The 23,501-nt window shown below is 55.2% G+C and carries 21 protein-coding genes; 9 read left to right on the top strand and 12 right to left on the bottom strand.

Annotation, left to right across the window (positions count from 1 at the left end; all coding sequences use genetic code 11):
* The first annotated feature begins 3 nt into the window (after nucleotides 1–3).
* Genes lptB through npr form a run of 6 tightly spaced genes read left to right on the top strand, consistent with a single transcriptional unit; the run spans nucleotide 4 to nucleotide 4,245 of the window.
* Nucleotides 4–729, top strand: a complete 726-nt coding sequence (gene lptB / locus GYRE_RS13905; protein ID WP_006818101.1) for an LPS export ABC transporter ATP-binding protein — start codon at nucleotides 4–6, stop codon at nucleotides 727–729.
* 46 nt (nucleotides 730–775) lie between these two features.
* Nucleotides 776–2,209 carry an RNA polymerase factor sigma-54 gene (gene rpoN, locus GYRE_RS13910; RefSeq protein WP_038256025.1) on the top strand — a complete coding sequence of 478 codons (1,434 nt, stop codon included), beginning with the start codon at nucleotides 776–778 and terminating at the stop codon, nucleotides 2,207–2,209.
* 22 nt (nucleotides 2,210–2,231) lie between these two features.
* On the top strand, nucleotides 2,232–2,519 hold the full coding sequence (gene hpf, locus GYRE_RS13915) for a ribosome hibernation promoting factor (RefSeq protein WP_006818098.1): 288 nt from the start codon (nucleotides 2,232–2,234) through the stop codon (nucleotides 2,517–2,519).
* Nucleotides 2,520–2,576: 57 nt separating this feature from the next.
* Nucleotides 2,577–3,065 (top strand): PTS IIA-like nitrogen regulatory protein PtsN, encoded by a 489-nt coding sequence (gene ptsN, locus GYRE_RS13920; protein ID WP_006818097.1) that lies wholly within the window; start codon nucleotides 2,577–2,579, stop codon nucleotides 3,063–3,065.
* Between the two features lie 56 nt (nucleotides 3,066–3,121).
* Nucleotides 3,122–3,976 carry an RNase adapter RapZ gene (rapZ, locus tag GYRE_RS13925; protein ID WP_006818096.1) on the top strand — a complete coding sequence of 285 codons (855 nt, stop codon included), beginning with the start codon at nucleotides 3,122–3,124 and terminating at the stop codon, nucleotides 3,974–3,976.
* Entirely contained in the window at nucleotides 3,973–4,245 is a 273-nt protein-coding gene (gene npr / locus GYRE_RS13930) for a PTS phosphocarrier protein NPr (RefSeq protein WP_006818095.1), read from the top strand. The genes rapZ and npr overlap by 4 nt, the downstream gene beginning before the upstream one ends.
* 60 nt (nucleotides 4,246–4,305) lie before the next feature.
* Here npr and mtgA read toward each other — a convergent pair whose 3' ends face one another.
* The 4 genes from mtgA to mnmL all read right to left on the bottom strand — a co-directional run bounded on the left by mtgA (nucleotide 4,306) and on the right by mnmL (nucleotide 9,248).
* A complete protein-coding gene (mtgA, locus tag GYRE_RS13935) occupies nucleotides 4,306–5,031 on the bottom strand; it encodes a monofunctional biosynthetic peptidoglycan transglycosylase (protein WP_006818094.1) in 726 nt (241 codons plus the stop codon).
* On the bottom strand, nucleotides 5,028–5,681 hold the full coding sequence (elbB, locus tag GYRE_RS13940) for an isoprenoid biosynthesis glyoxalase ElbB (RefSeq protein ID WP_038256027.1): 654 nt from the start codon (nucleotides 5,679–5,681) through the stop codon (nucleotides 5,028–5,030). The genes mtgA and elbB overlap by 4 nt, the downstream gene beginning before the upstream one ends.
* A gap of 235 nt (nucleotides 5,682–5,916) precedes the next feature.
* The gene (gene arcB, locus GYRE_RS13945; protein WP_006818092.1) at nucleotides 5,917–8,250 is read right to left on the bottom strand and encodes an aerobic respiration two-component sensor histidine kinase ArcB; all 2,334 of its coding nucleotides are present in this window, start codon (nucleotides 8,248–8,250) and stop codon (nucleotides 5,917–5,919) included.
* Between the two features lie 77 nt (nucleotides 8,251–8,327).
* Entirely contained in the window at nucleotides 8,328–9,248 is a 921-nt protein-coding gene (mnmL, locus tag GYRE_RS13950) for a tRNA modification radical SAM protein MnmL/YtqA (RefSeq protein ID WP_038256029.1), read from the bottom strand.
* Between the two features lie 683 nt (nucleotides 9,249–9,931).
* Here mnmL and gltB point away from each other — a divergent pair.
* Both gltB and GYRE_RS13960 read left to right on the top strand, forming a co-directional pair.
* A complete protein-coding gene (gene gltB, locus GYRE_RS13955; RefSeq protein WP_038256031.1) occupies nucleotides 9,932–14,392 on the top strand; it encodes a glutamate synthase large subunit in 4,461 nt (1,486 codons plus the stop codon).
* A gap of 9 nt (nucleotides 14,393–14,401) precedes the next feature.
* A complete protein-coding gene (locus GYRE_RS13960) occupies nucleotides 14,402–15,820 on the top strand; it encodes a glutamate synthase small subunit (protein ID WP_006818089.1) in 1,419 nt (472 codons plus the stop codon).
* A 39-nt stretch (nucleotides 15,821–15,859) separates the two neighbouring features.
* On the opposite strand, the gene GYRE_RS13965 is transcribed toward GYRE_RS13960, so the two are convergent.
* Together GYRE_RS13965 and GYRE_RS13970 are read right to left on the bottom strand one after the other, a co-directional pair.
* Nucleotides 15,860–16,486, bottom strand: coding sequence for a DsbA family protein (locus GYRE_RS13965; protein WP_038256033.1), 627 nt, complete (start codon nucleotides 16,484–16,486; stop codon nucleotides 15,860–15,862).
* A 109-nt stretch (nucleotides 16,487–16,595) separates the two neighbouring features.
* Complete coding sequence (locus tag GYRE_RS13970; protein ID WP_006818087.1) at nucleotides 16,596–16,967, bottom strand: helix-turn-helix domain-containing protein; 372 nt, start codon at nucleotides 16,965–16,967, stop codon at nucleotides 16,596–16,598.
* A gap of 201 nt (nucleotides 16,968–17,168) precedes the next feature.
* On the opposite strand from GYRE_RS13970, the gene GYRE_RS13975 reads away from it, so the two are divergent.
* Nucleotides 17,169–18,053 (top strand): LysR substrate-binding domain-containing protein, encoded by an 885-nt coding sequence (locus GYRE_RS13975; protein ID WP_038256035.1) that lies wholly within the window; start codon nucleotides 17,169–17,171, stop codon nucleotides 18,051–18,053.
* Nucleotides 18,054–18,209: 156 nt separating this feature from the next.
* On the opposite strand, the gene nanQ is transcribed toward GYRE_RS13975, so the two are convergent.
* The 6 genes from nanQ to sspB form a co-directional block, all read right to left on the bottom strand.
* Complete coding sequence (gene nanQ / locus GYRE_RS13980; RefSeq protein ID WP_038256037.1) at nucleotides 18,210–18,674, bottom strand: N-acetylneuraminate anomerase; 465 nt, start codon at nucleotides 18,672–18,674, stop codon at nucleotides 18,210–18,212.
* Nucleotides 18,671–19,546 (bottom strand): N-acetylmannosamine kinase, encoded by an 876-nt coding sequence (gene nanK, locus GYRE_RS13985; protein WP_038256039.1) that lies wholly within the window; start codon nucleotides 19,544–19,546, stop codon nucleotides 18,671–18,673. The genes nanQ and nanK overlap by 4 nt, the downstream gene beginning before the upstream one ends.
* Entirely contained in the window at nucleotides 19,543–21,027 is a 1,485-nt protein-coding gene (locus tag GYRE_RS13990) for an MFS transporter (RefSeq protein WP_038256040.1), read from the bottom strand. The genes nanK and GYRE_RS13990 overlap by 4 nt, the downstream gene beginning before the upstream one ends.
* Nucleotides 21,028–21,090: 63 nt before the next feature.
* Nucleotides 21,091–21,984 carry an N-acetylneuraminate lyase gene (nanA, locus tag GYRE_RS13995; RefSeq protein WP_038256042.1) on the bottom strand — a complete coding sequence of 298 codons (894 nt, stop codon included), beginning with the start codon at nucleotides 21,982–21,984 and terminating at the stop codon, nucleotides 21,091–21,093.
* A gap of 132 nt (nucleotides 21,985–22,116) precedes the next feature.
* On the bottom strand, nucleotides 22,117–22,899 hold the full coding sequence (gene nanR / locus GYRE_RS14000; protein WP_038256044.1) for a transcriptional regulator NanR: 783 nt from the start codon (nucleotides 22,897–22,899) through the stop codon (nucleotides 22,117–22,119).
* Nucleotides 22,900–23,008: 109 nt separating this feature from the next.
* On the bottom strand, nucleotides 23,009–23,500 hold the full coding sequence (sspB, locus tag GYRE_RS14005) for a ClpXP protease specificity-enhancing factor (protein WP_006818080.1): 492 nt from the start codon (nucleotides 23,498–23,500) through the stop codon (nucleotides 23,009–23,011).
* Nucleotide 23,501: the final 1 nt, after the last annotated feature.

Raw genomic sequence — 23,501 nt, forward strand, 5'->3', positions numbered from 1 at the left:
GTTATGGCAACATTAACTGCAAAGAATCTCGCCAAGGCTTATAAAGGCCGCCGCGTGGTGGAAGATGTCAGTCTGACCGTCAACTCCGGCGAGATTGTGGGTCTGCTTGGCCCTAACGGTGCGGGTAAAACCACCACCTTTTATATGGTGGTCGGCATCGTTCCACGCGACGCGGGTAATATTATCATCGATGATGAAGATATCAGCCTGCTGCCGCTGCATGCCCGCGCCCGTCGTGGCATTGGCTACCTGCCGCAGGAAGCGTCCATTTTCCGCCGTCTGAGCGTGTACGATAACCTGATGGCTGTACTGCAGATCCGTGACGATCTCAGCAACGAACAGCGCGTCGATCGCGCCAACGAGCTGATGGAAGAGTTCCACATTGAGCACCTGCGCGACAACCTCGGTCAGGCGCTTTCCGGTGGTGAACGCCGCCGTGTGGAAATCGCCCGCGCCCTGGCTGCCAACCCGAAATTCATCCTGCTTGATGAACCTTTCGCCGGTGTAGACCCGATCTCCGTTATCGACATCAAACGCATTATCGAGCACCTGCGTGACAGCGGTCTCGGTGTCCTGATAACCGACCATAACGTCCGCGAGACGCTGGCCGTCTGTGAGCGAGCTTATATTGTGAGCCAGGGACACCTCATAGCTCACGGAACGCCAAAAGAAATCCTCGAAGATGAGCATGTTAAGCGCGTCTACCTTGGGGAAGACTTCAGACTCTGATAGGGTAGTGTCATTGTTGTAACTCCTGGAGATTAATGACCTGAACATGAAGCAAGGTTTGCAGTTAAGACTCAGCCAACAGCTCGCCATGACGCCGCAGCTGCAACAGGCCATTCGCCTGCTACAACTCTCGACGCTGGAGCTTCAACAAGAGCTTCAGCAAGCGCTGGAGAGCAATCCGTTGCTTGAGCAAACCGATCTTCACGATGAGGTCGACACCACGGAGACACCGGACAAGGAAACCCTTGATACCGTTGACGCCCTCGAACAAAAAGAGATGCCGGAAGAGCTACCGCTCGACGCCAGCTGGGATGAAATCTACACCGCCGGAACGCCGTCTGGCACCGGCGCGGACTACATCGACGACGAACTGCCGGTCTACCAGGGAGAGACCACTCAGTCACTGCAGGATTACCTGATGTGGCAGGTGGAGCTGACCCCGTTCTCGGATACCGACCGCGCCATTGCCACCTCGATTGTCGATGCGGTCGATGACACCGGATACCTCACTATTTCCGTTGAGGATATTCTGGAAAGTATCGGCGACGACGATGTCGGTATCGAAGAGATTGAAGCCGTGCTCAAACGCATTCAGCGCTTCGATCCGGTCGGCGTGGCGGCGAAGGATCTTCGCGACTGCCTGCTTATCCAGCTCTCCCAGTTCAGCAAAGAGACACCGCGTCTGGAAGAGGCGCGGCTCATCATTAGCGATCATCTCGATCTGCTCGCCAATCACGACTTTCGCTCCCTGATGCGTGTTACACGTCTGAAAGAAGAGGTGCTGAAAGAGGCGGTGAACCTGATCCAGTCGCTGGATCCACGCCCCGGGCAGTCAATTCAGACCGGAGAGCCGGAATATGTCATCCCCGACGTGCTGGTACGCAAGATGGGTACCCGCTGGGTCGTAGAGCTCAACTCCGACAGTATCCCGCGCCTGCAGATAAACCAGCAGTACGCTGCCATGGGTAACAACGTGCGCAACGAAACTGACGGTCAGTTTATCCGTAGCAACCTGCAGGAAGCGAAGTGGCTCATCAAGAGCCTGGAAAGTCGTAACGACACGCTCCTGCGCGTCAGCCGCTGCATCGTCGAGCAGCAGCAGGCTTTCTTTGAACAGGGCGAAGAGATGATGAAACCGATGGTACTGGCCGATATCGCCCAGGCCGTCGAGATGCATGAATCGACGATTTCACGCGTGACAACGCAGAAGTATCTGCACAGTCCGCGCGGTATTTTTGAGCTTAAATATTTCTTCTCAAGTCACGTGAATACCGAGGGCGGCGGCGAAGCCTCTTCTACGGCAATTCGCGCACTGGTGAAGAAGTTAATTGCCGCGGAAAATCCCGCGAAACCACTGAGCGACAGCAAGCTAACCTCTATGTTGTCTGAACAGGGCATTATGGTGGCCCGCCGTACCGTCGCGAAGTACCGAGAGTCTCTGTCCATTCCGCCATCAAACCAGCGTAAACAACTGGTCTGATAAAACTGATAAGGAAGACACTATGCAGCTCAACATTACAGGACACAACGTCGAAATCACCGAGGCATTGCGCGAATTTCTTAATTCGAAATTCAGCAAACTCGAACAATATTTCGACAGGATCAATCAGGTCTATATTGTGTTAAAAGTGGAGAAAGTGACCCATGTGTCAGACGCCACCCTGCATGTCAACGGTGGTGAGATTCATGCCAGTGCGGAAGGTCAGGATATGTATGCTGCGATTGACGGTTTGATAGACAAACTGGCGAGACAGCTGAACAAGCATAAAGATAAACTAAAACAACACTAATTGTCCGAGCACTCGCCTGATACAGACCTCTGCATCAGGCGATGCTCAGGTGAAATTATGATGAACAACGATTCGGCTCTTCAACTGAGCAATGTCCTTAACCAGGAATGTACCCGTAGTGGCGTCCACTGCCAGAGTAAAAAGCGCGCGCTGGAAATTATCAGCGAGCTGGCCGCCAAACAGCTAAGTCTGCCCCCGCAGGTGGTGTTCGAAGCCATTCTCACCCGCGAAAAAATGGGCAGTACCGGTATCGGTAATGGCATTGCCATTCCGCACGGTAAACTGGAAGAGGATACGCTGCGCGCCGTTGGCGTCTTTGTGCAGCTGGAAACCCCGATTGCGTTCGATGCCATCGACAACCAGCCGGTGGATCTGCTTTTCGCCCTGCTGGTCCCTGCCGATCAGACGAAAACGCATCTGCATACGCTATCGCTGGTGGCCAAACGTCTGGCGGATAAGACTATTTGCCGGCGCCTGCGGGCTGCACAAAGTGATGAAGAGCTCTACCAAATCATTACGGAAGCCGAAGGCAGTGATGATGCGTAAGAGGCAGATTACAGGATGATGTGTTTACCCTTTTTCGTACTGAGGAGAAACGGTACATGGTACTGATGATCGTCAGCGGTCGTTCAGGCTCGGGGAAATCCGTCGCCCTGCGCGCGCTGGAAGATATGGGTTTCTACTGCGTGGACAACCTGCCGGTAGTGCTGTTACCCGAGCTTGCCAAAACGCTGGCTGACCGCGAGATCTCGGCTGCCGTCAGCATCGACGTGCGCAACATGCCCGAATCCCCGGAGATTTTCGAGCAGGCGATGAACAACCTGCCGGACGCGTTCTCTCCACAGCTGCTTTTCCTCGACGCCGATCGCAATACGCTAATTCGCCGTTATAGTGATACTCGCCGTCTGCACCCGCTCTCCAGTAAAAATCTGTCTCTGGAAAGCGCTATTGATGAAGAAAGCGCCCTGCTGGAGCCGCTGCGCTCACGCGCGGATCTTATTGTCGATACATCAGAGATGTCGGTGCATGAGTTGGCAGAAATGCTGCGTACTCGACTGCTTGGCAAACGCGAGCGTGAGCTGACAATGGTGTTTGAATCCTTCGGCTTCAAGCACGGTATTCCGATTGATGCCGATTACGTGTTCGACGTTCGTTTCCTGCCGAACCCGCACTGGGACCCTAAGCTGCGTCCAATGACCGGCCTGGACAAACCGGTAGCGGCCTTCCTCGACAGGCACACAGAAGTTCACAATTTTATCTACCAGACCCGCAGCTATCTCGAGTTATGGTTACCGATGCTGGAAACCAATAACCGAAGCTACCTGACGGTTGCCATCGGTTGTACCGGCGGTAAGCACCGTTCGGTGTATATCGCCGAGCAGTTGGCCGACTATTTCCGCTCCCGCGGGAAGAACGTTCAGTCACGTCACCGGACGCTGGAAAAACGTAAAACATGACCGTAAAACAGACCGTTGAGATAACCAACAAGCTGGGCATGCACGCTCGCCCAGCCATGAAGTTGTTCGAACTGGTTCAGGAGTATGACGCTGAGGTGCTGCTGCGCAACGATGAAGGCACCGAAGCGGAAGCCAGCAGCGTTATCGCGCTGTTGATGCTGGATTCCGCAAAAGGTCGCCAGATTGAAATAGAAGCCAGCGGCCCGCAGGAAGTCGAAGCGCTGGCGGCGGTCATCGCACTGTTTAACGCCGGTTTTGACGAAGACTAATCGGTGAAAACCAGGTCGGATAAGACGGTTACGTCGCTATCCGGCCTCCCCACCAATTCATTAGTGCAGCTTATTATCCTGCATAAATCCTTCCCCTCCGAGCTGTCGCATCTGACGCAGGATCCACGCCTGGCGGCTGCGGACATACCCTGATGGCGCACTGGCTTTATAGCGCAACGGGGCGGGCAAAACCGCGGCCAGTAGCGCAGCTTCTGACATTGTTAAACGACTGGCGGGCTTATGGAAATAGCGCTGTGAGGCTTCTTCAACCCCGAAGACCCCTTCACCAAATTCGGCGACGTTAAGGTACACCGTCAGGATCCGCTTTTTGCTCCAGACGGTTTCAATCCCCACCGTCAGCCCCGCTTCAAGGCCTTTGCGCAGCCAACTACGACCGTCCCACAAAAAAACGTTCTTCGCTGTCTGCTGCGAAATGGTGGAGGCACCGCGAACGCGCGAGGTGTTACGCTCGTTGTGCGCCAGCGCTTTTTCGATAGCGGCGACGTCAAACCCCCAGTGGTCCGGGAATTTCTGATCCTCAGCGGCAATCACCGCAAGCCCCATCCACGGTGATATCTCATCCATGCCCACCCAGTCTGAGTGGGCAACATAGCCAAAATCACCGCGCATCCAGGCCCCCAGTTGACGCTCAATCATCACTGCGGAGAAGGGCACCGGCAGCACGCTGAACAGTACAATACCGCCGCCCCAGAATACCGCCAGCACCAGCAGAACACGGATAATCAGGCGTTTTGCCCATGCCAGCGGGGAGCGACCTCGACTCATTCAGCCAGAACCAGCACACGGGCGACCAGCTTATCAATACCGGTCGCCGCTTCCGCAATGTTCTGTGCCAGCATGTATGCCGGCGTGGTCACGACTTTATGGTCTTCATCCACAACAATATCATCAACCGGGCACGGTACATGTTCCGCTCCCATCGCTTCGAGTACTTCCGCAGTGTCGATATCGGTACCAATAGTGATACGCAGCGGGAAATCGAAAATCTTCGGCAGCATCGCCGGGGCGATACACATAAAACCAAGCGGTTTACCCGCCGCATGCATTGCCTGTGAAAGCGCCAGAAGGTCAGCATCAACCACACATTCGGCACCCTGTGAGGCAAAATTGCTCAGGTTTTTAGCCGCACCAAAGCCACCGGGAACCACCAGCGCATCCAGCTCGCTGGCACTGGCGCTCGCCAGGGGGCGGATCGCGCCACGAGAAATACGTGCGGCTTCAATAAGCACATTACGCGTTTCCGCCATTGGCGCACCGGCGAGGTGATTGACCACGTCAGACTGGCTTTTATCCGGCGCAAAACAGACCGCTTCAGCGCCAGCACGGGAAATTGCCAATAGCGTCAGGACTGCTTCATGAATTTCTGAGCCGTCATAAACGCCACAACCACTCAGCACGACACCTACTTTTTTCATCTCTCGATCCTTAATCAAAACTGGATAAAGCTAATTAAATATTCTGATTTAGTCGCCATGCTTCACACATTTTACTGATTCACGTAACAAAATATTTAAGATTTGCTATCTTAATGGGCGTGCAATCCGAATCCTCAGGTTGCGTCCGAGTATTATCATTCCAACAATCAATCCCGGCGCAGCCACGATTTCCCTGGTGTTGGCGCAGTATTCGCGCACCCCGGCCTGGCCGGGGTCATTTTTTTCCAGCCTGAGCAACCCACGCCTTCAGCGTTTCAACGTCCTGTTGCCATTCGCTTTTCATCTCTTCAACCCATTCACCAACGTTATCCCACCAGGCGGGCAGATCGGGAGACTGGATCTGTTGACCCAGCTGCTGGATGTGACGAAGGCCTACGGAGCCCGCAGCACCTTTGATTTTGTGTCCTTCTTCCACAATGCCTTTCTGGTCCCGGGCGGTGAGATTAGACTCCAGAACCGCGAGATACCCCGGCATCATCTTCTCGAACACGGCAAGGCCGTCGGTAATCAGTTTTGGTCCCACCAGCTCGATATACTGCTGGAGCATATCGGTATCCAGTACGGTCTGCGTTTTGCTGCTGTCGGTCGCTGTCACTACGTCCTCCTCTTCACAGGTATCCCAGAACTTCTTAATAATAGAGGTCAGCGCCGGGACGGACAGCGGCTTACTCAGCACGTCGTCCATTCCGGCATCAAGATATTCTTTTTTGTCTTTCAGTACGTTAGCCGTCAGCGCCACCAGCGGCGGCAGCTCATCGGACTGATAGCGCTGCTTCAGCTCGCGGGAAATATCCAGCCCGGTCATGTCCGGCAACTGAATATCCAGCAGCACCAGGTCATATTCACCCGGGGCAAACATCTCCAGCGCGGCTTTCCCGGTCATCGCCACATCCACGCTGTTGCCAAGTTTCTCAAGCACAGAGCGGGCTACGATGACGTTCAACTCAATATCTTCAACCAGCAGAACATGCAGAGCCGGCAGCGGCATATCGTCATCTTCAAGAGTGCCATCAACTTCTTCCGCCACCGCAGGCGCATGCACGGTTAAGGTAAAGACGGAGCCATGGCCCGGTCGGCTACTGACGGTGATATCCCCCCCCATGTTTTTCGCCAGTCGACGCGAAACGGCAAGACCAATACCGGTCCCTGTCGCCGGTTTGCCACCGTGACTGTCTTTCACCTGATAGTACATGGCGAAGATTTTATCCTGCTCGTTCTGCGGAATACCGATCCCCGAGTCTTCCACCTCGAAGTGCAGCATATCGCCTTCATCGTAGCGCACGCGCACTGCAACGTTCCCTTGCTGAGTAAATTTGACGGCGTTGCTAATTAAATTCCACAGGATCTGGCGCAGGCGCGTACCGTCGGTAATGACCTTATGCGGCAGCGGCTGAGCGGGCTCCATCACAAAGCGCAGACCTTTCTGCTGCGCCTGCAGGCCAGAAAGGTTTTCGAGGTCTGCGAGGAAGCTGGTGAAGTCGACCGGCTGGTTATCGAGCTGAACCTTGCGGCGCTCCATCTTGTCCATGTCGATGATGTCATTAAAGATGTTGCCTAACGTCACCGCCGATACGTGAATGGTTTTCAGGTATTTTTCCTGCTCACTGGTGAGATCGGTATCCAGCAGAATACGGCTTAAGCCGACGATGCCGTTCAGCGGTGTGCGCAGTTCATGGCTGATGGTCGAAATGAAGGTCGTCTTGTCACGGCTGGCGCGCTCAAGCGCATCCTGATAGCGCTTACGCTCGGTAATATCGCGGCCAAATCCCATCAGACCATGGCGTTTCCCCACCCGGTCGTAATACGGCACTTTACGAATTTCGAAGCAGGCTTTGCGTCCATCCGGATAGTCCAGCCACTGCTCATAGGTCAGCGACACGTTATGGCGAAACACCTTCTCGTCGGTTTCCATCACCTTCGCCGCTGCCTCTTCGCTGTATACGTCCTGCGGCTTCAGGTTAACCAGCTGTTTTTCACTCTTCCCGGTTAACAGCTCCATCGCCCGGTTACAGCCGGAGAACTCTTTATCTTCATTACGGTAGAAAACCAGGTCGGGAGACGCATCGAGGAAAGAACGCAGGAAAGAGGATTGCTGTTCGAGCTGAATCTGCGCTTCTTCACGCTCTTTCATTTCAATTTTCAGACGTTCAAGGGTCGCCTGACGCTCAGCTTCCGCTTTCTCACGATCGCTGATTTCCTGGTTCAACTGCGCAATGTTGTCTTTTAGCTGAACGTTGAGCTTCAGGTCGCGCTCGCGCATCTCTTCAAGTTTTTCAACAAGCCGGGACAGGCGCTGACGCGACTCTTCAAGCTGCTCTACCACCACCGAGAGGAAATACACCGCCCAGGGCGTGATTAACAACCCAAAGAAGATTGAACGGATAACGTCAATGCTCTCAACCTGGCCGTGCAGCACCATGGTCACGGCCATCTGCACCACAATCGCCAGCACCACCAGCGCGAGTGCAAGCAGCATGGAAAAACGCACCAACCCGAGCTTCATCATCAGGTCGACGTAATACTGCGCAAGTAAACGGATTTGCTTCATAGGGGATCCCTTCGCCACATCTTCGCTCAATAATACCCAATTCTGAGCGAGGCGTTGAAGGAAGTGTAAAAAATGCGTTATGGGATCCAGCAAGAACCGACGGCAGATCCCTGAACACCATGAGCATTGAGGTATTTGTCGAGCTCTACCATCCCGGTCCAGCGGTTTTCACACCACAGTGGAGCGAGCAGCGTTGGCCGCCGCGCGCTGGCGGAAATACGATGATAGACCACCTCTGCCGGGGTGTGACGAATCATCTCTCCGGCGGTCACCGTGTATTCATCAAGCGCAATGCCGTCAAGCCTGCCCGCTGCCCACGCCTTCGCCATGATACTGCCGGTGACGATGTGTAACGGGTGCAGCTTAATACCGTCAACCCCGGTATCAACAACCCGTTCAAGAGTTTGCAGACACTCGGTTTGTCCTTCACCCGGCAGACCAACAATCAGATGTGAGCACACCTTCAGCCCCCGTGCCCGCGCCAGTCGGGTGGTATTCTGATAACAGGCAAAATCATGGCCGCGGTTAATGCGATGCAGAGTTTTATCATGTGCCGACTGCAGGCCCAGCTCCAGCCAGACTTCATAGCCCTGCTCGTGGTAATCGCTCAGCAAATCAAGCACGGCTTCAGGAACGCAGTCCGGACGCGTACCAACGCAGAGGCCAACGATACTCGCCTGGGCCACGGCCTGTTGATACATCGAGCGCAGCACCTGCACTTCCGCAAAGGTGCTGGTGTAGGCCTGGAAATAGGCCAGATAACATTTAGCCCGGTTCACCCTCAGAGCCTGATGCGCCAGCTGTTCGGCAATAGAGCTGTGCTGCTGCGCTTCATCAGCAAAGGAGGCGACATTACAGAAGGTACAGCCGCCACGGCCGATGGTGCCATCGCGATTCGGGCAACTGAACCCACCGTGCAGCGTGAGTTTATGAACCTTTTCGCCATAACGGCGCGTAAGATCCCCACCAAACATATTGACTAATTTCTGTAACTGCATAATCTGGTAAACCGGCCTCAACAAAGGGGCCAAGCCTGCCATTTTTACGCTCTGTTGGCGATGACCTGGATCAATCGCCACGGTCGCCTTTTATTTATTGCATATTCAAGCACAATTACTGCAACTTCATTCAGCCTAAAGGCGATGACTTTTACTTATGTCAGAACGCTTTTTTTCACTATTCTTCGGCATGGTAAAAAACAGAGGCATGAAGCGACTTTAGCAGCATTACCAGGATAAAAATCTGTCGGAAATGTCGACTTTAGCACACTAAAGGGCTAATACCGCTTTCATACAGTGAGACAGATCACACTCAATCGCCACTTCCCTGACAGAATCTTTACGATAAAATTACTGATATATCATTACTTATCATTAACATAACTACCTACTAGCACATTTTTCTATCAATAAGTTTGCCATTTGACCTGTGTGCAGATTCCCGATAAGTTGGAAATCCGCTGGAAGCTTTCTGGATGAGCGCTCTGCTCATCATATTTATGCAGTAATTGAGATTCCCTCTGAAGCAAGTCCTCAATACTTGTGCACCGATGCGAAAAGGATACTAGAGGGCGAATGCGAGGCAGGTGTATGAAACACCGAACCCCGTCGCCATGCCCTTGCTGCGCCTGCGCGCAATCGGTTCGGAGGTCGTCCCGTAGAGCCTGGGGAGGTTCACTGATATGTTGTACGATAAATCCCTTGAGAAGGATAACTGTGGTTTCGGCCTGATCGCCCACATAGAAGGCGAACCTAGCCACAAGGTAGTGCGTACCGCTATTCACGCACTGGCCCGTATGCAGCACCGTGGAGCGATCCTCGCCGATGGTAAAACCGGCGACGGTTGCGGCCTGCTGTTACAAAAACCGGACCGTTTCTTCCGCCTGGTGGCTGAAGAACGCGGCTGGCGTTTAGCCAAAAACTACGCCGTCGGGATGATTTTCCTGAACAAAGACGCTGAACTGGCAAGCGCTTCCCGCCGTGTGGTGGAAGAAGAACTGCAGCGTGAAACGCTGTCGATTGTCGGCTGGCGTGACGTGCCGACCAACGAAGGCGTGCTCGGCGAAATCGCCCTCTCCTCCATGCCGCGCATCGAGCAAATCTTTGTTAACGCCCCGGCAGGCTGGCGCCCGCGCGATATGGAGCGTCGTCTGTTCATCGCTCGTCGCCGTATCGAAAAACGTCTGCAGGAAGACAAAGACTTCTACGTCTGTAGCCTGTCTAACCTCGTGAACATCTATAAAGGTCTGTGTATGCCGGCGGATCTGCCGCGCTTCTACCTGGATCTTGCGGATCTGCGTCTGGAGTCGGCCATCTGCCTGTTCCACCAGCGCTTTTCCACAAACACCGTGCCGCGCTGGCCGCTGGCACAGCCGTTCCGCTATCTGGCACACAACGGCGAGATCAATACCATCACCGGTAACCGCCAGTGGGCCCGCGCCCGTACCTATAAATTCCAGACTCCGCTGATCCCGGATCTGCAGGACGCTGCGCCGTTCGTCAACGAAACCGGCTCCGACTCAAGCTCCCTCGACAACATGCTCGAGCTGCTGCTGGCAGGCGGGATGGATATCGTGCGCGCCATGCGTTTACTGGTGCCGCCAGCCTGGCAGAACAACCCGGATATGGACCCGGAGCTGCGCGCCTTCTTCGACTTTAACTCCATGCACATGGAGCCGTGGGACGGCCCGGCGGGTATCGTCATGTCCGACGGTCGCTTTGCTGCCTGTAACCTCGACCGTAACGGCCTGCGCCCGGCGCGCTACGTCATCACCAAAGACAAGCTCATCACCTGTGCCTCAGAAGTCGGCATCTGGGACTACCAACCGGATGAAGTGGTTGAGAAAGGCCGCGTGGGCCCGGGCGAGCTGATGGTTATCGACACCCGCGGGGGCCGGATTCTGCACTCGGCGGAAACCGATAACGATCTGAAGAGCCGTCACCCGTACAAAGAGTGGATGGAGAAAAACGTCCGCCGCCTGGTGCCGTTCGAAGATCTGCCGGATGAAGACGTCGGCCACCGCGAGCTGGACGACGATATGCTCGCGAGCTTCCAGAAACAGTTTAACTACAGCGCGGAAGAGCTGGACTCGGTTATCCGCGTGCTCGGTGAAAACGGTCAGGAGGCTGTAGGCTCGATGGGTGATGATACCCCGTTCGCCGTGCTTTCCAGCCAGCCGCGCATCATTTACGACTACTTCCGTCAGCAGTTTGCGCAGGTGACTAACCCGCCAATCGATCCGCTGCGCGAAGCACACGTGATGTCCCTTGCCACCAGCATTGGCCGCGAGATGAACGTGTTCTGCGAAGCAGAAGGCCAGGCGCACCGTCTGAGCTTTAAATCGCCGATCCTGCTGTTCTCCGACTTCACCCAGCTCACGACCATGAAGGAAGAGCACTACCGCGCCGACCGCCTGGATATCACCTTTGATGTCACCGGGGCGACGCTGGAAGAGACGGTGAAAGCGCTGTGCGACAAAGCCGAACAAATGGTCCGCAACGGCACCGTTCTGCTGGTGCTCTCGGACCGGAATATTGCAAAAAACCGTCTGCCGGTACCGGCGCCGATGGCGGTGGGTGCTATCCAGACCCGTCTGGTAGATAAGAGCCTGCGCTGCGACGCCAACATCATTGTCGAAACCGCAAGCGCCCGTGACCCGCACCACTTCGCGGTGCTGCTGGGCTTTGGTGCGACGGCTATCTACCCGTATCTGGCCTACGAAACGCTGGCAAAACTGGTCGACAGCAAAGCTATCGACAAAGACTACCGCACGGTGATGCTGAACTACCGTAACGGCATCAACAAAGGCCTGTACAAAATCATGTCCAAAATGGGCATCTCGACCATTGCCTCCTACCGTTGCTCGAAGCTATTTGAAGCGGTTGGCCTGCATGCCGACGTTTCTGGTCTTTGCTTCCAGGGCGCGGTGAGCCGTATCGGCGGTGCTGGCTTCGACGATTTCCAGCAGGATCTGCTGAACCTTTCCAAACGCGCGTGGCTTGCCCGCAAGCCGCTGGCTCAGGGCGGGCTGCTGAAGTACGTTCACGGCGGTGAATACCACGCCTACAACCCGGACGTGGTGCGCACCCTGCAGCAGGCGGTGCAGAGCGGTGAATACAGCGATTATCAGGAATATGCGACGCTGGTGAACAACCGCCCCGCCGCCACCCTGCGCGATCTGCTGGCGCTGAACCCGGACGGTACCGCCGTCAGCCTCAATGATGTCGAACCGGCGAGCGAACTGTACAAGCGCTTTGATACCGCCGCGATGTCCATCGGCGCGTTGAGCCCGGAGGCTCACGAGTCGCTGGCGGAAGCAATGAACAGCATCGGCGGTAACTCCAACTCCGGCGAGGGCGGTGAAGATCCGGCTCGCTACGGCACGAATAAAGTGTCACGCATTAAGCAGGTGGCCTCGGGCCGCTTCGGCGTGACTCCGGCGTATCTGGTCAGCGCTGACGTGATTCAGATTAAAGTGGCTCAGGGCGCGAAGCCGGGAGAAGGCGGTCAGTTGCCGGGTGATAAAGTCACCCCATACATCGCAAAACTGCGCTACTCCGTCCCGGGCGTCACGCTGATTTCACCACCGCCGCATCACGATATCTACTCGATTGAAGATCTGGCGCAGCTGATTTTTGACCTCAAACAGGTCAATCCAAAAGCGATGATCTCAGTGAAACTGGTGTCTGAACCGGGCGTGGGCACTATTGCCACCGGTGTGGCAAAAGCCTATGCGGACCTCATCACCATCGCTGGTTACGACGGCGGCACCGGTGCAAGCCCGCTTTCCTCCGTGAAATACGCGGGTTGTCCGTGGGAGCTGGGGCTGGTGGAAACGCAGCAGGCGCTGGTTGCCAACGGTCTGCGCCACAAGATTCGTCTGCAAGTGGACGGCGGTCTGAAAACCGGTCTCGACATCATCAAAGCGGCAATCCTTGGTGCGGAAAGCTTCGGCTTCGGTACCGGCCCGATGGTGGCGCTGGGCTGTAAATACCTGCGTATCTGCCACCTGAACAACTGCGCGACCGGTGTTGCTACCCAGGACGATAAGCTGCGTAAAAATCACTACCATGGTTTGCCGTTCAAAGTGACGAACTACTTCCAGTTCATCGCCCGTGAAGTGCGTGAGCTGATGGCCGAGCTTGGCGTAACGCGCCTGGTTGACCTGATTGGCCGTACCGACCTGCTGAAAGAGCTGGAAGGCTTCACCGCCAAACAGCAAAAACTGGATCTCGGCAAACTGCTGGAGACTGCTGAACCGCACCCGGGGAAAGCGGTGTACTGCACCGAGCACAACCCGCCGTTTGATAACGGGGTGCTTAACGCTCAACTGCTGCAGCAGGCGAAACCGTTCGTTGATGACAAGCAGAGCAAAACATTCTGGTTTGATATCCGTAATACTGACCGCTCCGTTGGCGCATCTCTCTCTGGTTATATCGCCCAGACTCACGGCGACCAGGGCCTGGCGGCAGATCCTATTACCGCTCACTTCAGCGGTACCGCCGGGCAAAGCTTCGGCGTGTGGAACGCCGGCGGCGTTGAGTTGTACCTGACTGGCGATGCCAACGACTACGTCGGCAAAGGCATGGCAGGTGGTCTGCTGGCGGTACGTCCGCCGGTGGGTTCTGCCTTCCGTAGCTGTGATGCAAGCATCATCGGTAACACCTGTCTGTACGGTGCCACCGGGGGTCGCCTGTATGCGGCGGGCCGCGCGGGCGAACGTTTTGGCGTGCGTAACTCTGGTGCCATCACCGTCGTCGAAGGCATTGGCGACAACGGCTGTGAATACATGACAGGCGGTATTGTCTGCGTGCTCGGTAAAACCGGCGTCAACTTTGGCGCGGGCATGACCGGTGGCTTCGCTTACGTACTGGATGAAGACGGTGACTTCCGCAAACGCGTGAACCCGGAGCTGGTGGAAGTGCTGGCGGTAGACACGCTCGCTATCCACGAAGAGCACCTGCGTGGGCTTATTACCGAGCACGTGCAGCATACCGGCTCTTCGCGTGGAGAGGAGATCCTCGCCAACTGGCCAGCGTTCTCAGCGAAGTTTGCCCTGGTTAAACCGAAGTCCAGCGATGTCAAAGCACTGTTGGGTCACCGTAGTCGTAGCGCAGCTGAGCTGCGCGTGCAGGCGCAGTAAGGAATTCAGATGAGCCAGAACGTATATCAATTTATCGACCTGCAGCGCGTTGACCCGCCGAAGAAAGCGCTCAAGATCCGCAAAATTGAGTTTGTGGAGATTTACGAGGTGTTTTCCGAAGGCCAGGCCAAGGCGCAGGCAGACCGCTGTCTTTCGTGCGGCAACCCGTACTGCGAGTGGAAGTGCCCGGTGCATAACTACATCCCGAACTGGCTGAAGCTCGCCAACGAGGGGCGTATTTTTGAAGCCGCCGAGCTGTCGCATCAGACTAACACTCTGCCGGAAGTCTGCGGCCGCGTGTGCCCACAGGACCGCCTGTGCGAAGGTTCCTGTACCCTGAACGATGAGTTTGGTGCCGTCACCATTGGCAACATCGAACGCTATATCAACGATAAAGCGTTCGAAATGGGCTGGCGTCCTGACATGACTGGCGTTCGCCAGACCGACAAGAAAGTGGCGATTATCGGCGCTGGCCCGGCGGGCCTCGCCTGCGCCGACGTGCTGACCCGTAACGGCGTTAAAGCGGTGGTATTCGACCGTCATCCGGAAATCGGCGGCCTGCTGACCTTCGGGATCCCGGCCTTTAAGCTGGAAAAAGAGGTGATGACCCGCCGTCGCGAAATCTTCACCGGAATGGGTATCGAGTTCAAACTCAACGTCGAAGTCGGTCGTGACGTGCAGTTAGACGACCTGCTGAAAGAGTACGACGCGGTATTCCTCGGCGTTGGCACCTATCAGTCTATGCGCGGTGGTCTGGAGAATGAAGACGCAGACGGTGTATTTGACGCCCTGCCGTTCCTCATCGCCAACACCAAGCAGATTATGGGTTACGGTGAAACCACCGACGAGCCGTATGTCAGCATGGAAGGTAAGCGCGTGGTCGTTCTTGGCGGGGGTGATACCGCGATGGACTGCGTACGTACCTCCGTTCGCCAGGGCGCGACTCACGTTACCTGTGCCTATCGTCGTGACGAAGAGAACATGCCGGGTTCAAAACGCGAAGTGAAAAACGCGCGCGAAGAAGGTGTCGAGTTCCAGTTCAACGTGCAGCCTTTAGGCGTTGAGGTGAATGCTAACGGTAAGGTAAGCGGTGTGAAAATGGCGCGTACCGCAATGGGCGAACCGGATGCCAAAGGCCGTCGTCGCGCGGAAATCGTTGCGGGCTCAGAGCACGTCGTCCCTGCTGACGCGGTGGTAATGGCGTTTGGTTTCCGCCCGCACAGCATGAGCTGGCTGGAGAAACATAGCGTTGAGCTGGATCCACAGGGCCGCATCGTGGCACCGGAAGGCAGCGAGAATGCCTTCCAGACCAGCAACCCGAAAATCTTCGCCGGTGGTGACATCGTGCGCGGTTCGGATCTGGTGGTTACCGCGATCGCCGAAGGCCGTAAAGCGGCGGACGGCATCCTGAACTACCTGGAAGTTTAAGCCACAGCGAGTGGGGGGTGACTGCCCCCACTCGTTCACTCATTTTTTCTCAACCAGCGCGCTCACGACTTCCGCAAACGCCGGGGCATAACCCTCTGGTGTATTCACACCAATACCGTTATTGCGCACCTGATACTTACCTTTGACATAAAACGATGGTGTCCCCGTCACGCCGAACTGCTCGGCGGCTCGCTCCTGTTTTTCTGTCAGCGCCTTCACGGCAAAGCTGTTTTTAGCGGCATCATATTCATCAGCTGAAACCCCCGCATGCAGAAAGACCTGGCGAATATCCGCATCGCTGTGAATGGTTTTACTTTGCTGCACCGCCGCGAAGAGCGTCTGCTCCACCCGCGATTCCACCCCCAGCGCTTTAGCCACTGACCAGGCTTCCGTAAGCGATTTACCCATCGCCCCCATCGAGCTGACATGGTATTTCTCGGTTTTGGCACCGTCCGGTAACCGTTTATCAATGGCTTCACCGACTTTATAAGTACCGGAAAACGCCGCACAGGGTGGGCAATAAAAGGAGAAAAACTCAACCACCTCCGGGGCACCCGCCACCGGTTTGGCAAGCGTGGTATATTGCGTGCCTTCACTTAACGGTGCCGCCATGGCGAAAGAGGCACTCAGCGTCAGTACCGCCCCAAGCGCGATATTTTTTAACATACCTTATTTCCCTATAACTTAATAAAAAACCAAAGAATTATGCGCCGGTATTATTCTCCTGTTTGTCTCAGGAAACGCGAAGATATGTAAACCAATGCAAGGAATGCGCTTATACATCCAACTCAATACAGTTTTCACAGGCCATATTTTTACGACAGTTCCCAGGAGTACATCCGGTCACACGCTTAAACTGGCAAGAAAACACCTGCTGCGATGAAAAGCCATATTGCGGGTAAAGCTCAGCGAAGGGAATCGATGAATATTTAATATCATCGATGATATGTCTTATTCTGACCTTACGGAAAAAGTTCGCCACGGTGTCATGGCTGGTTTCCATGAAAATTCGCTGCAGGTAGCCTTTGGAATAACCAGATATTGTAGAGATCTCATCCAGCGTGTGTTGATGGAATAGGTTACTTGAAAGCCTCTCGATCAAATCGATAATGACTGAGCGATGCAATATTTCAGTACTCGTTTTCATGGTCCTCCCGGTGGCACTTTATAAAAAGAGTGCCCAGATGACGCAAGCAATAAAAAGAAGAAGAGCCGATAGCGGAATATAGTATGCAAACTTGTCCTGGTTCATAGCCACCTCAATGTTTGTTCTGAGGCAGAGTTTAGTGCTATCGTTTCGTTTATAAAATCTAATTATTTTAAACGAACCGTTTAGGAGTGCTAATCAGTGAATCTCACCCTGAAGCAACTCATTGTTTTTATGTCGGTGATCCGTCATACCAATCTTAGCGCCGCAGCGGAGGCGCTGCACATGACGAAAGGTGCGCTTTCGCAAAATCTGGCCGCCCTGGAGCAACAGCTGGGCACCCGGCTTTTTGACCGGCGACATGCCCGGCTCTATGTCAACCAGGCCGGGATGAATCTCATCCCCCTCGCCGATGAGCTACTCACCAGAGCAAAATATCTCGAAGAGAAGTTCAGCCACAGCGCAGCGCCACCGGCCATTAAGGTGGGTTGTACTAAATCTATCGGCTCGTTTCTGCTGCCAGCGATGCTGAGCGATTTTAAGCGTGAAGCCGGGTGGTTGCCGGAAGTGATTACGGAGAATATTCACGCGATCCATGGCTTGCTCAACCGCTTTGACATTGATATTGCCTTGCTGGAAGGCCCGGTGGTAGATATCTCTCAGCAAAGCCAGCTCTGGATGCAGGATGAGATGGTTGTGGTTGCCTCACGCTCACATCCACTGGCAGGCGAGAGCGTCGTTTCTTACGCACGGCTGAGTCAGGAAAAGTGGATCCTGAGGGAAACAGAATCTGCCAGCCGCCATTACTTTGATAATCAACTAGCAATGAAGCTCGATAATCCACAAATAGCGATTTCACTCAATAGCTTCGATGCTATTTTGTCCAGCGTGCATCATCAGTTAGGTATCACCTTTATTTCGAGAGCCTGCCTGAATAACCCTTTCTACGGCCCGCACCTGGTTCAGCTAGCCGTCGAAGACTCTTTTTTCCGTAATCTCTATATTGTGTACCAAAAAGAGAAATACCTTTCCCCGCCGATTGTCGAGTGGGTGAACTTTCTTAAATCACAGGTCAGCAAAGATTAAAAAAATCCCGCCCTGCGGATTAAAGGGCGGGATAAAAGGTTCCACTCAATCAAGGTGAATATCAGTGGGAACCACTCGGGGTCATACTATCAAAATAGATTAACTATTAAAGAACTATCATCGAAAGTGGTAATAAAGGTGACTTTCTGTGAAATTTCACCCGGGTTCAGCGAACTCCAGTTTTATCACCACTTTCTTTATTTCCTGTGGTGCAGTCAGACTACACCCTGGCTTATGCGGTTCGCCGGGCATGAATATCACAAATTCCCCAGCAGTCAGCGTCAGGCACTGTTCTTCTGTCATAGTGTGACACAGCTGATAGTCATCGCTCTCATGCCAGTCCCCGCACTCGCGAGCACTGCCGTTTGCGCCGTAGTAGATCTGCTCCTCTCCCGCCAACAGGATCTGGATATCGATATAGCGTCGGTGCAGCTCGGCCTGTTTCTCCTCCGGCCGCTGGGTGACAAACTGCATCACATTCATGAAAAGCCTGTCTCCCTGCAGCTCATAGCGGCCGGGCTCCAGTTTAGCGGGTGCTAGCGACAGCGCCCTGTCGATAGCAGCAATAAGAGACGGTGATAATCCAGCCGCCTGCAAATGTTGAATATTTCCGGTGATCATCGTGTGACTCCTTGTGCCCACAGGGCGGCTCCCAGCAACCCTGCATCATGTCGATAATGCGCCGCACGCAGGGGGGTCTGGAAAGCAGCGGGCTGCTCGGCCAGAAAACCACGAACCTGTGCCAGATAGCCCTCTGCCAGACCAACACTTCCCCCGACAACAGCACATTCGCAGTCGGTCAGCGCCTTAATATCTGCAATCAGCGCCGCCAGCGTACGGGCGGAGTGAGCCACCAGTTCGCAGGCCTGACTATCTCCCCACGCTGCGCGAGAGAAAATCGTTTTGCAGTCGAGGCCCTGCAGGTTGCCGCTAGCGGCAGCGGCAATTCCCCGGCCCGAGGCAATCGCTTCGACGCAGCCGATACGGCCACAGCCACAGCGCGGACCATGCGGATCTGCCTGCGTATGACCAATATGCCCTGCCAGACCGCCCGGGCCGATCAGCAGCTTTCCACCGCTAACTATCCCGCCGCCGACGCCGGTAGAAACCGTGATAAACACCATCTCCTGCACCGGAATCCGCAGCGCATGGAATTCCGCCAGCGCCGCCGCCTGAGCATCGTTCAGTGCGACACAAGGCAACCCGCTTAGCGCGGAAAGCGTCTCGACCAGCGGAAAAGCCGCCAGCCCGCCGAGGTTAGCGGGGTTAATTGCCGTCAGTACGCCTTGATGGATAATCCCCGTCGAGGCAACGGCAATGCGCGCAGCGCCAGGCAGCAACGGTTGGATCAGGGCTTTCAATGCTCCGGCCAGCGCCTGTGGTGTGTGGCTCGCCGGTGTCGGAAGCTCGCGTCGGCTGACTATCTGCAAATTATCATCAACCTGCGCTGCCGCCAGTTTGGTACCACCAATATCGATGGCAAGTGTGGTCATGGGTGCGTCCTCACATTGCTTTTCACTGCGCGAGTCACCGCACCGCTGAATGGTTTTCCGTCGATGGCATCGTGCGTGCGCAACGCTTCTGGCCGCAGCCAACGCTGCACGCGAGAAGGCATATCAAGGCCAATCAACAGAATGACCACGAAGGTCAGCCCGAATGAGAGCGATCCCAACGCAGTTCCCAGATCCAGACGCTGAGCGATAAGTGCGCCGATCACCGGCGCCAGTGCGCCACCCAGAGCACCTACGTTATAGGTAAAACCAAGACCTGCCGCCCGCTGATCGGTATCGAAGTAGCCACCGATAAGCTTCGGCAGGATCCCGGAGATCCCCTGACCAAGCATCTGCTGGAAGAAGAGCAGAAAGCCGAGGATCCAGATGCTGGATCCGCCTATCGCGAACACCGGAATAATCAGGACCTGAGAAGCCAGCAGACTGCAGACATAGGCTTTGCGAGTACCGAGCCAGTCACCGAGGAAACCGCCGACGATGCAGCCCACCGCCGCACCAAAACCACTGAAAAACAGAACCCGTGCCACCGTGGAAGGGTCGTAGCCCAGTTCGGTTTTCAGATAGGTCGGCAACAGTGCCTGAATGGGCCATGAGTAGAGGAAAGCGAACAGCACCACGACCATCAGCATGACGCCTGTAGGCCAGCGTTTACCGCTGCTTTGCACCATAAAGCTGATAAAGATCCCGGCACACAGTAGCCCCAGCAGCGCGACAATCGCCGCGTTACGCATGTCTCCGGCAAAGCACAACCACAGGGATGCACCGGCCACCAGCGTCATGGCTACGTTCAACACCCGGTACTTACCGCGATAGAGCATATCCACCATGGTGCGTACCGGCGCTTTTCCAGCATGACGTTGCTTCCAGTCTTCTGCCTCAGGAATGTTTTTACGTAACCACAGGGCAAAAATGATGGGCAGAATGCCGATGAAAAACAGCGCCCGCCAGCCCCACACCGGGACCACCAGGCTATAAACCTGAGCGGCTACCACCGCTCCCACCGAAAAACCAGAGATAAGAAAACCACTGGCCTTGTTGCGTAAATGCTTTGGCCAACTTTCAATGACGTAGGTTGCGCTCGATCCGTATTCTCCCGCCATTCCCATGCCAATAACCAGGCGGGCAATGAACATAGTCGTGAAACCTGGGGCAAAGCCGCAGGCAAGCGTACCGACAGAAAACAGGACAATGCTGGACACCATAGCCAGGCGGCGGCCGTAGCGATCGCCAAGCGCCCCCAGCATCAATCCACCAAACCAGCGAGAGATAAAGGCCGCCGAGATAAGGCTTGCCGCCTGTACCGTCGTCAGACCAAACTCACCCTGTATTTCAGTCAGAACCAGAGCAATCAGGACAAAATCAAAACCATCGAGCAAATACCCAAGCCAGGCGGCGGAGAACGCCCGCCATTGTGCCTTGTTGAGATGGCGATACCACGGGATGTTTGGGGCAGAAGTACTCATTTTACTCTCCCGACAATTCTATTGTGGTGGAGCCGGACAGCAGCAGTGCCATCCGGCAATAGATTAGCGTTTTTCCGCCATTAGTTGCTCAGCCAGAGCCTTAAGTTCAGGCAGGTATTGCTCATCCACCGGTGAAAACGGTTTACGACATAGCGGAACCGCCACCACATCCATAAAGTGCAGTACCGTTTTCAGGCCACGGAATACGCCGGTTTTGATAAGCAGATCGATGACGCTGTTACACTCGGTTTGCAGCCGCTGCGCCGTCGCGATATCACCTTCCTTCAGCGCTTTTACGATGTTCAGATAGCGCCAGCCCATAATGTTGTATGTGCTGCCGATCCCGCCGTCGGCTCCCGCCAGCAGTCCGGAGGCAAAGATTTCGTCGTAACCGTTGTAAAGCACCAGATCCGGATGCGCGCGACGGATCTGCTCCATTTGATAGAGATCGCCGGAAGTCTGCTTTAGAGCACCAACGCCCGGCAGCGTGACCAGCGTGCTTATCTGCTCAAGGCTCAGCTTCACGCCACTCAACGCCGGAATGTTGTAGACCACCATCGGCAGACCATCCGCCGAGTCGATGATCGCCCGGTAGTGCTCGCAGTGCTCTTCAAAGCTGAAGGGGTAGTAGAACGGCGTGACAGCAGACACCGCATCAAAACCGTACCGACTGGCGGCGTGCGCCAGCTGTTGGCTTTCTGCGGTGCTGACACAGCCCACGTGGGCGATAAGCGCCACCTTCCCTTTCGCCTCTTCCGCCACAATTTCAAGTACCGCTTCGCGCTCAGACAGGCTCTGAACAAAAGCCTCACCGGTGGAACCGCCTACGTACAAACCATCAATGCCCTGCTCAATGTTGAAGCGCACCAGGCGGCGCAGGCTCTCTTTATCGAGACGCTGCTGCTCGTCGAACGGAGTCAGGAGTGCGGGCATAACCCCACGTAAGTTCACAGCCATAGAAACCTCTCTGTCATATTTGAATTATCGGCATACCTTTATACCTGTTATACCAGATCAAATAAGCAGCAGCTCAATAGCAAAATTCTATTGTGCGATCGGCTTCACTAAATACCGATCGTCAGGATCGTGTTACTTGCGGGGTGTTTTTCCCTGACCGAAAGCGTGCCAGGTGGCAGAAACGCTGTTGAGATGGGTTTGCAAAGCGCGATCCGCCTCGTCCGGATCGTGACGACGGATGGCATCGACGATGGCGATATGCTGTTGATAGCTGACGGTATTATGCTGCAACAGCTCTTTCTCTGGCACCTTCGGTCGGGCGGCGATCAGCCAGTCCAGAAGCGCAACGTGGATAGCCATAAAGATCGGGTTGCCGGGAATTTCCGCCAGCACGCGGTGGAAATCAACGTCTGAGCGAATGAACAGGGTGTTGTCATCCAGCGTCTGGCTATTCAGCTCCAGCGCTTTCGTGAGTAGCGCAATCTGTTCATCACTGGCGTTTTCCGCCGCGTAACGCACCAGGCTCGATTCAAAAAACAGGCGTAGCTGTTCAAAATGCGCAATGCCGCCGGGGTGGGCAAGAAAATCTTTCGCCATCCCGGAGAGTTCACCAATGATGGTATCGGCTGATGGCCGGGAGACGCGAGCACGTTCACCGTTGTTAATCTGCACCAGACCTTTGCGTTTCAGGGCAGCCAGCGCTTCTCTGACCGAGGGGCGACCTACGTTGAAGAAAGTCATCAGCTCACGCTCGGAAGGCAGCTGCTCTCCTTCAGCAAACTCGCGCCGACGGATCATTTGCTCCAGCTCTTCTTCCACCATCTCAGACAGTTTTTTGCGCGCCAACGGGCGACGGCGCAGGCTGCGGCCAATGGTGTCGGAAGCGTTGTCGGCTGAAGGATCAAATGCGTTCATAGGCCCATAGCGTTGATAAGTGACGGCTTTCTTTATCTTATCACAGGAATTTTTAACTGGGTAAACGGGAAGCCGATAACAAAACAGGCCCCGCGGGGCCTGTCAGCAATTACTTCACGACCCGCAGCGACGGGCGACCACCGCGCGGTGGCGGCGGAGTGTCGTCAGGATCGTGATCGTGATCCGGCTTATCACCGTCAATCACCGACATTACGGTCTCGTTCTCTTCAGAGACATCGCCGTCGTCGTTAAGGCTGGGTACTTCTTCGTCGTAGGCTGCTTCTGGCTCAAACATAGTGCCAGCGCCGTTCTCACGTGCGTAAATGGCCAGCACTGCCGCCAGCGGAACAGAAACCTGACGCGGAACGCCGCCGAAGCGCGCATTAAAGCGAACGTCGTCATTAGTCAGTTCCAGGTTCCCCACCGCACGCGGCGCGATGTTCAGGACAATCTGACCGTCACGAGCGTACTCCATCGGCACATGAACCCCTGGCAGCGTGACATCCACCACCAGATGCGGCGTCAGCTGGTTATCCAGCAGCCACTCATAAAAGGCTCGCAGCAGATAAGGACGGCGTGGAGACAGTTGTGAGACATCCATT

The sequence above is a fragment of the Yokenella regensburgei ATCC 49455 genome (genome assembly GCF_000735455.1).
GTDB lineage: Bacteria > Pseudomonadota > Gammaproteobacteria > Enterobacterales > Enterobacteriaceae > Yokenella > Yokenella regensburgei.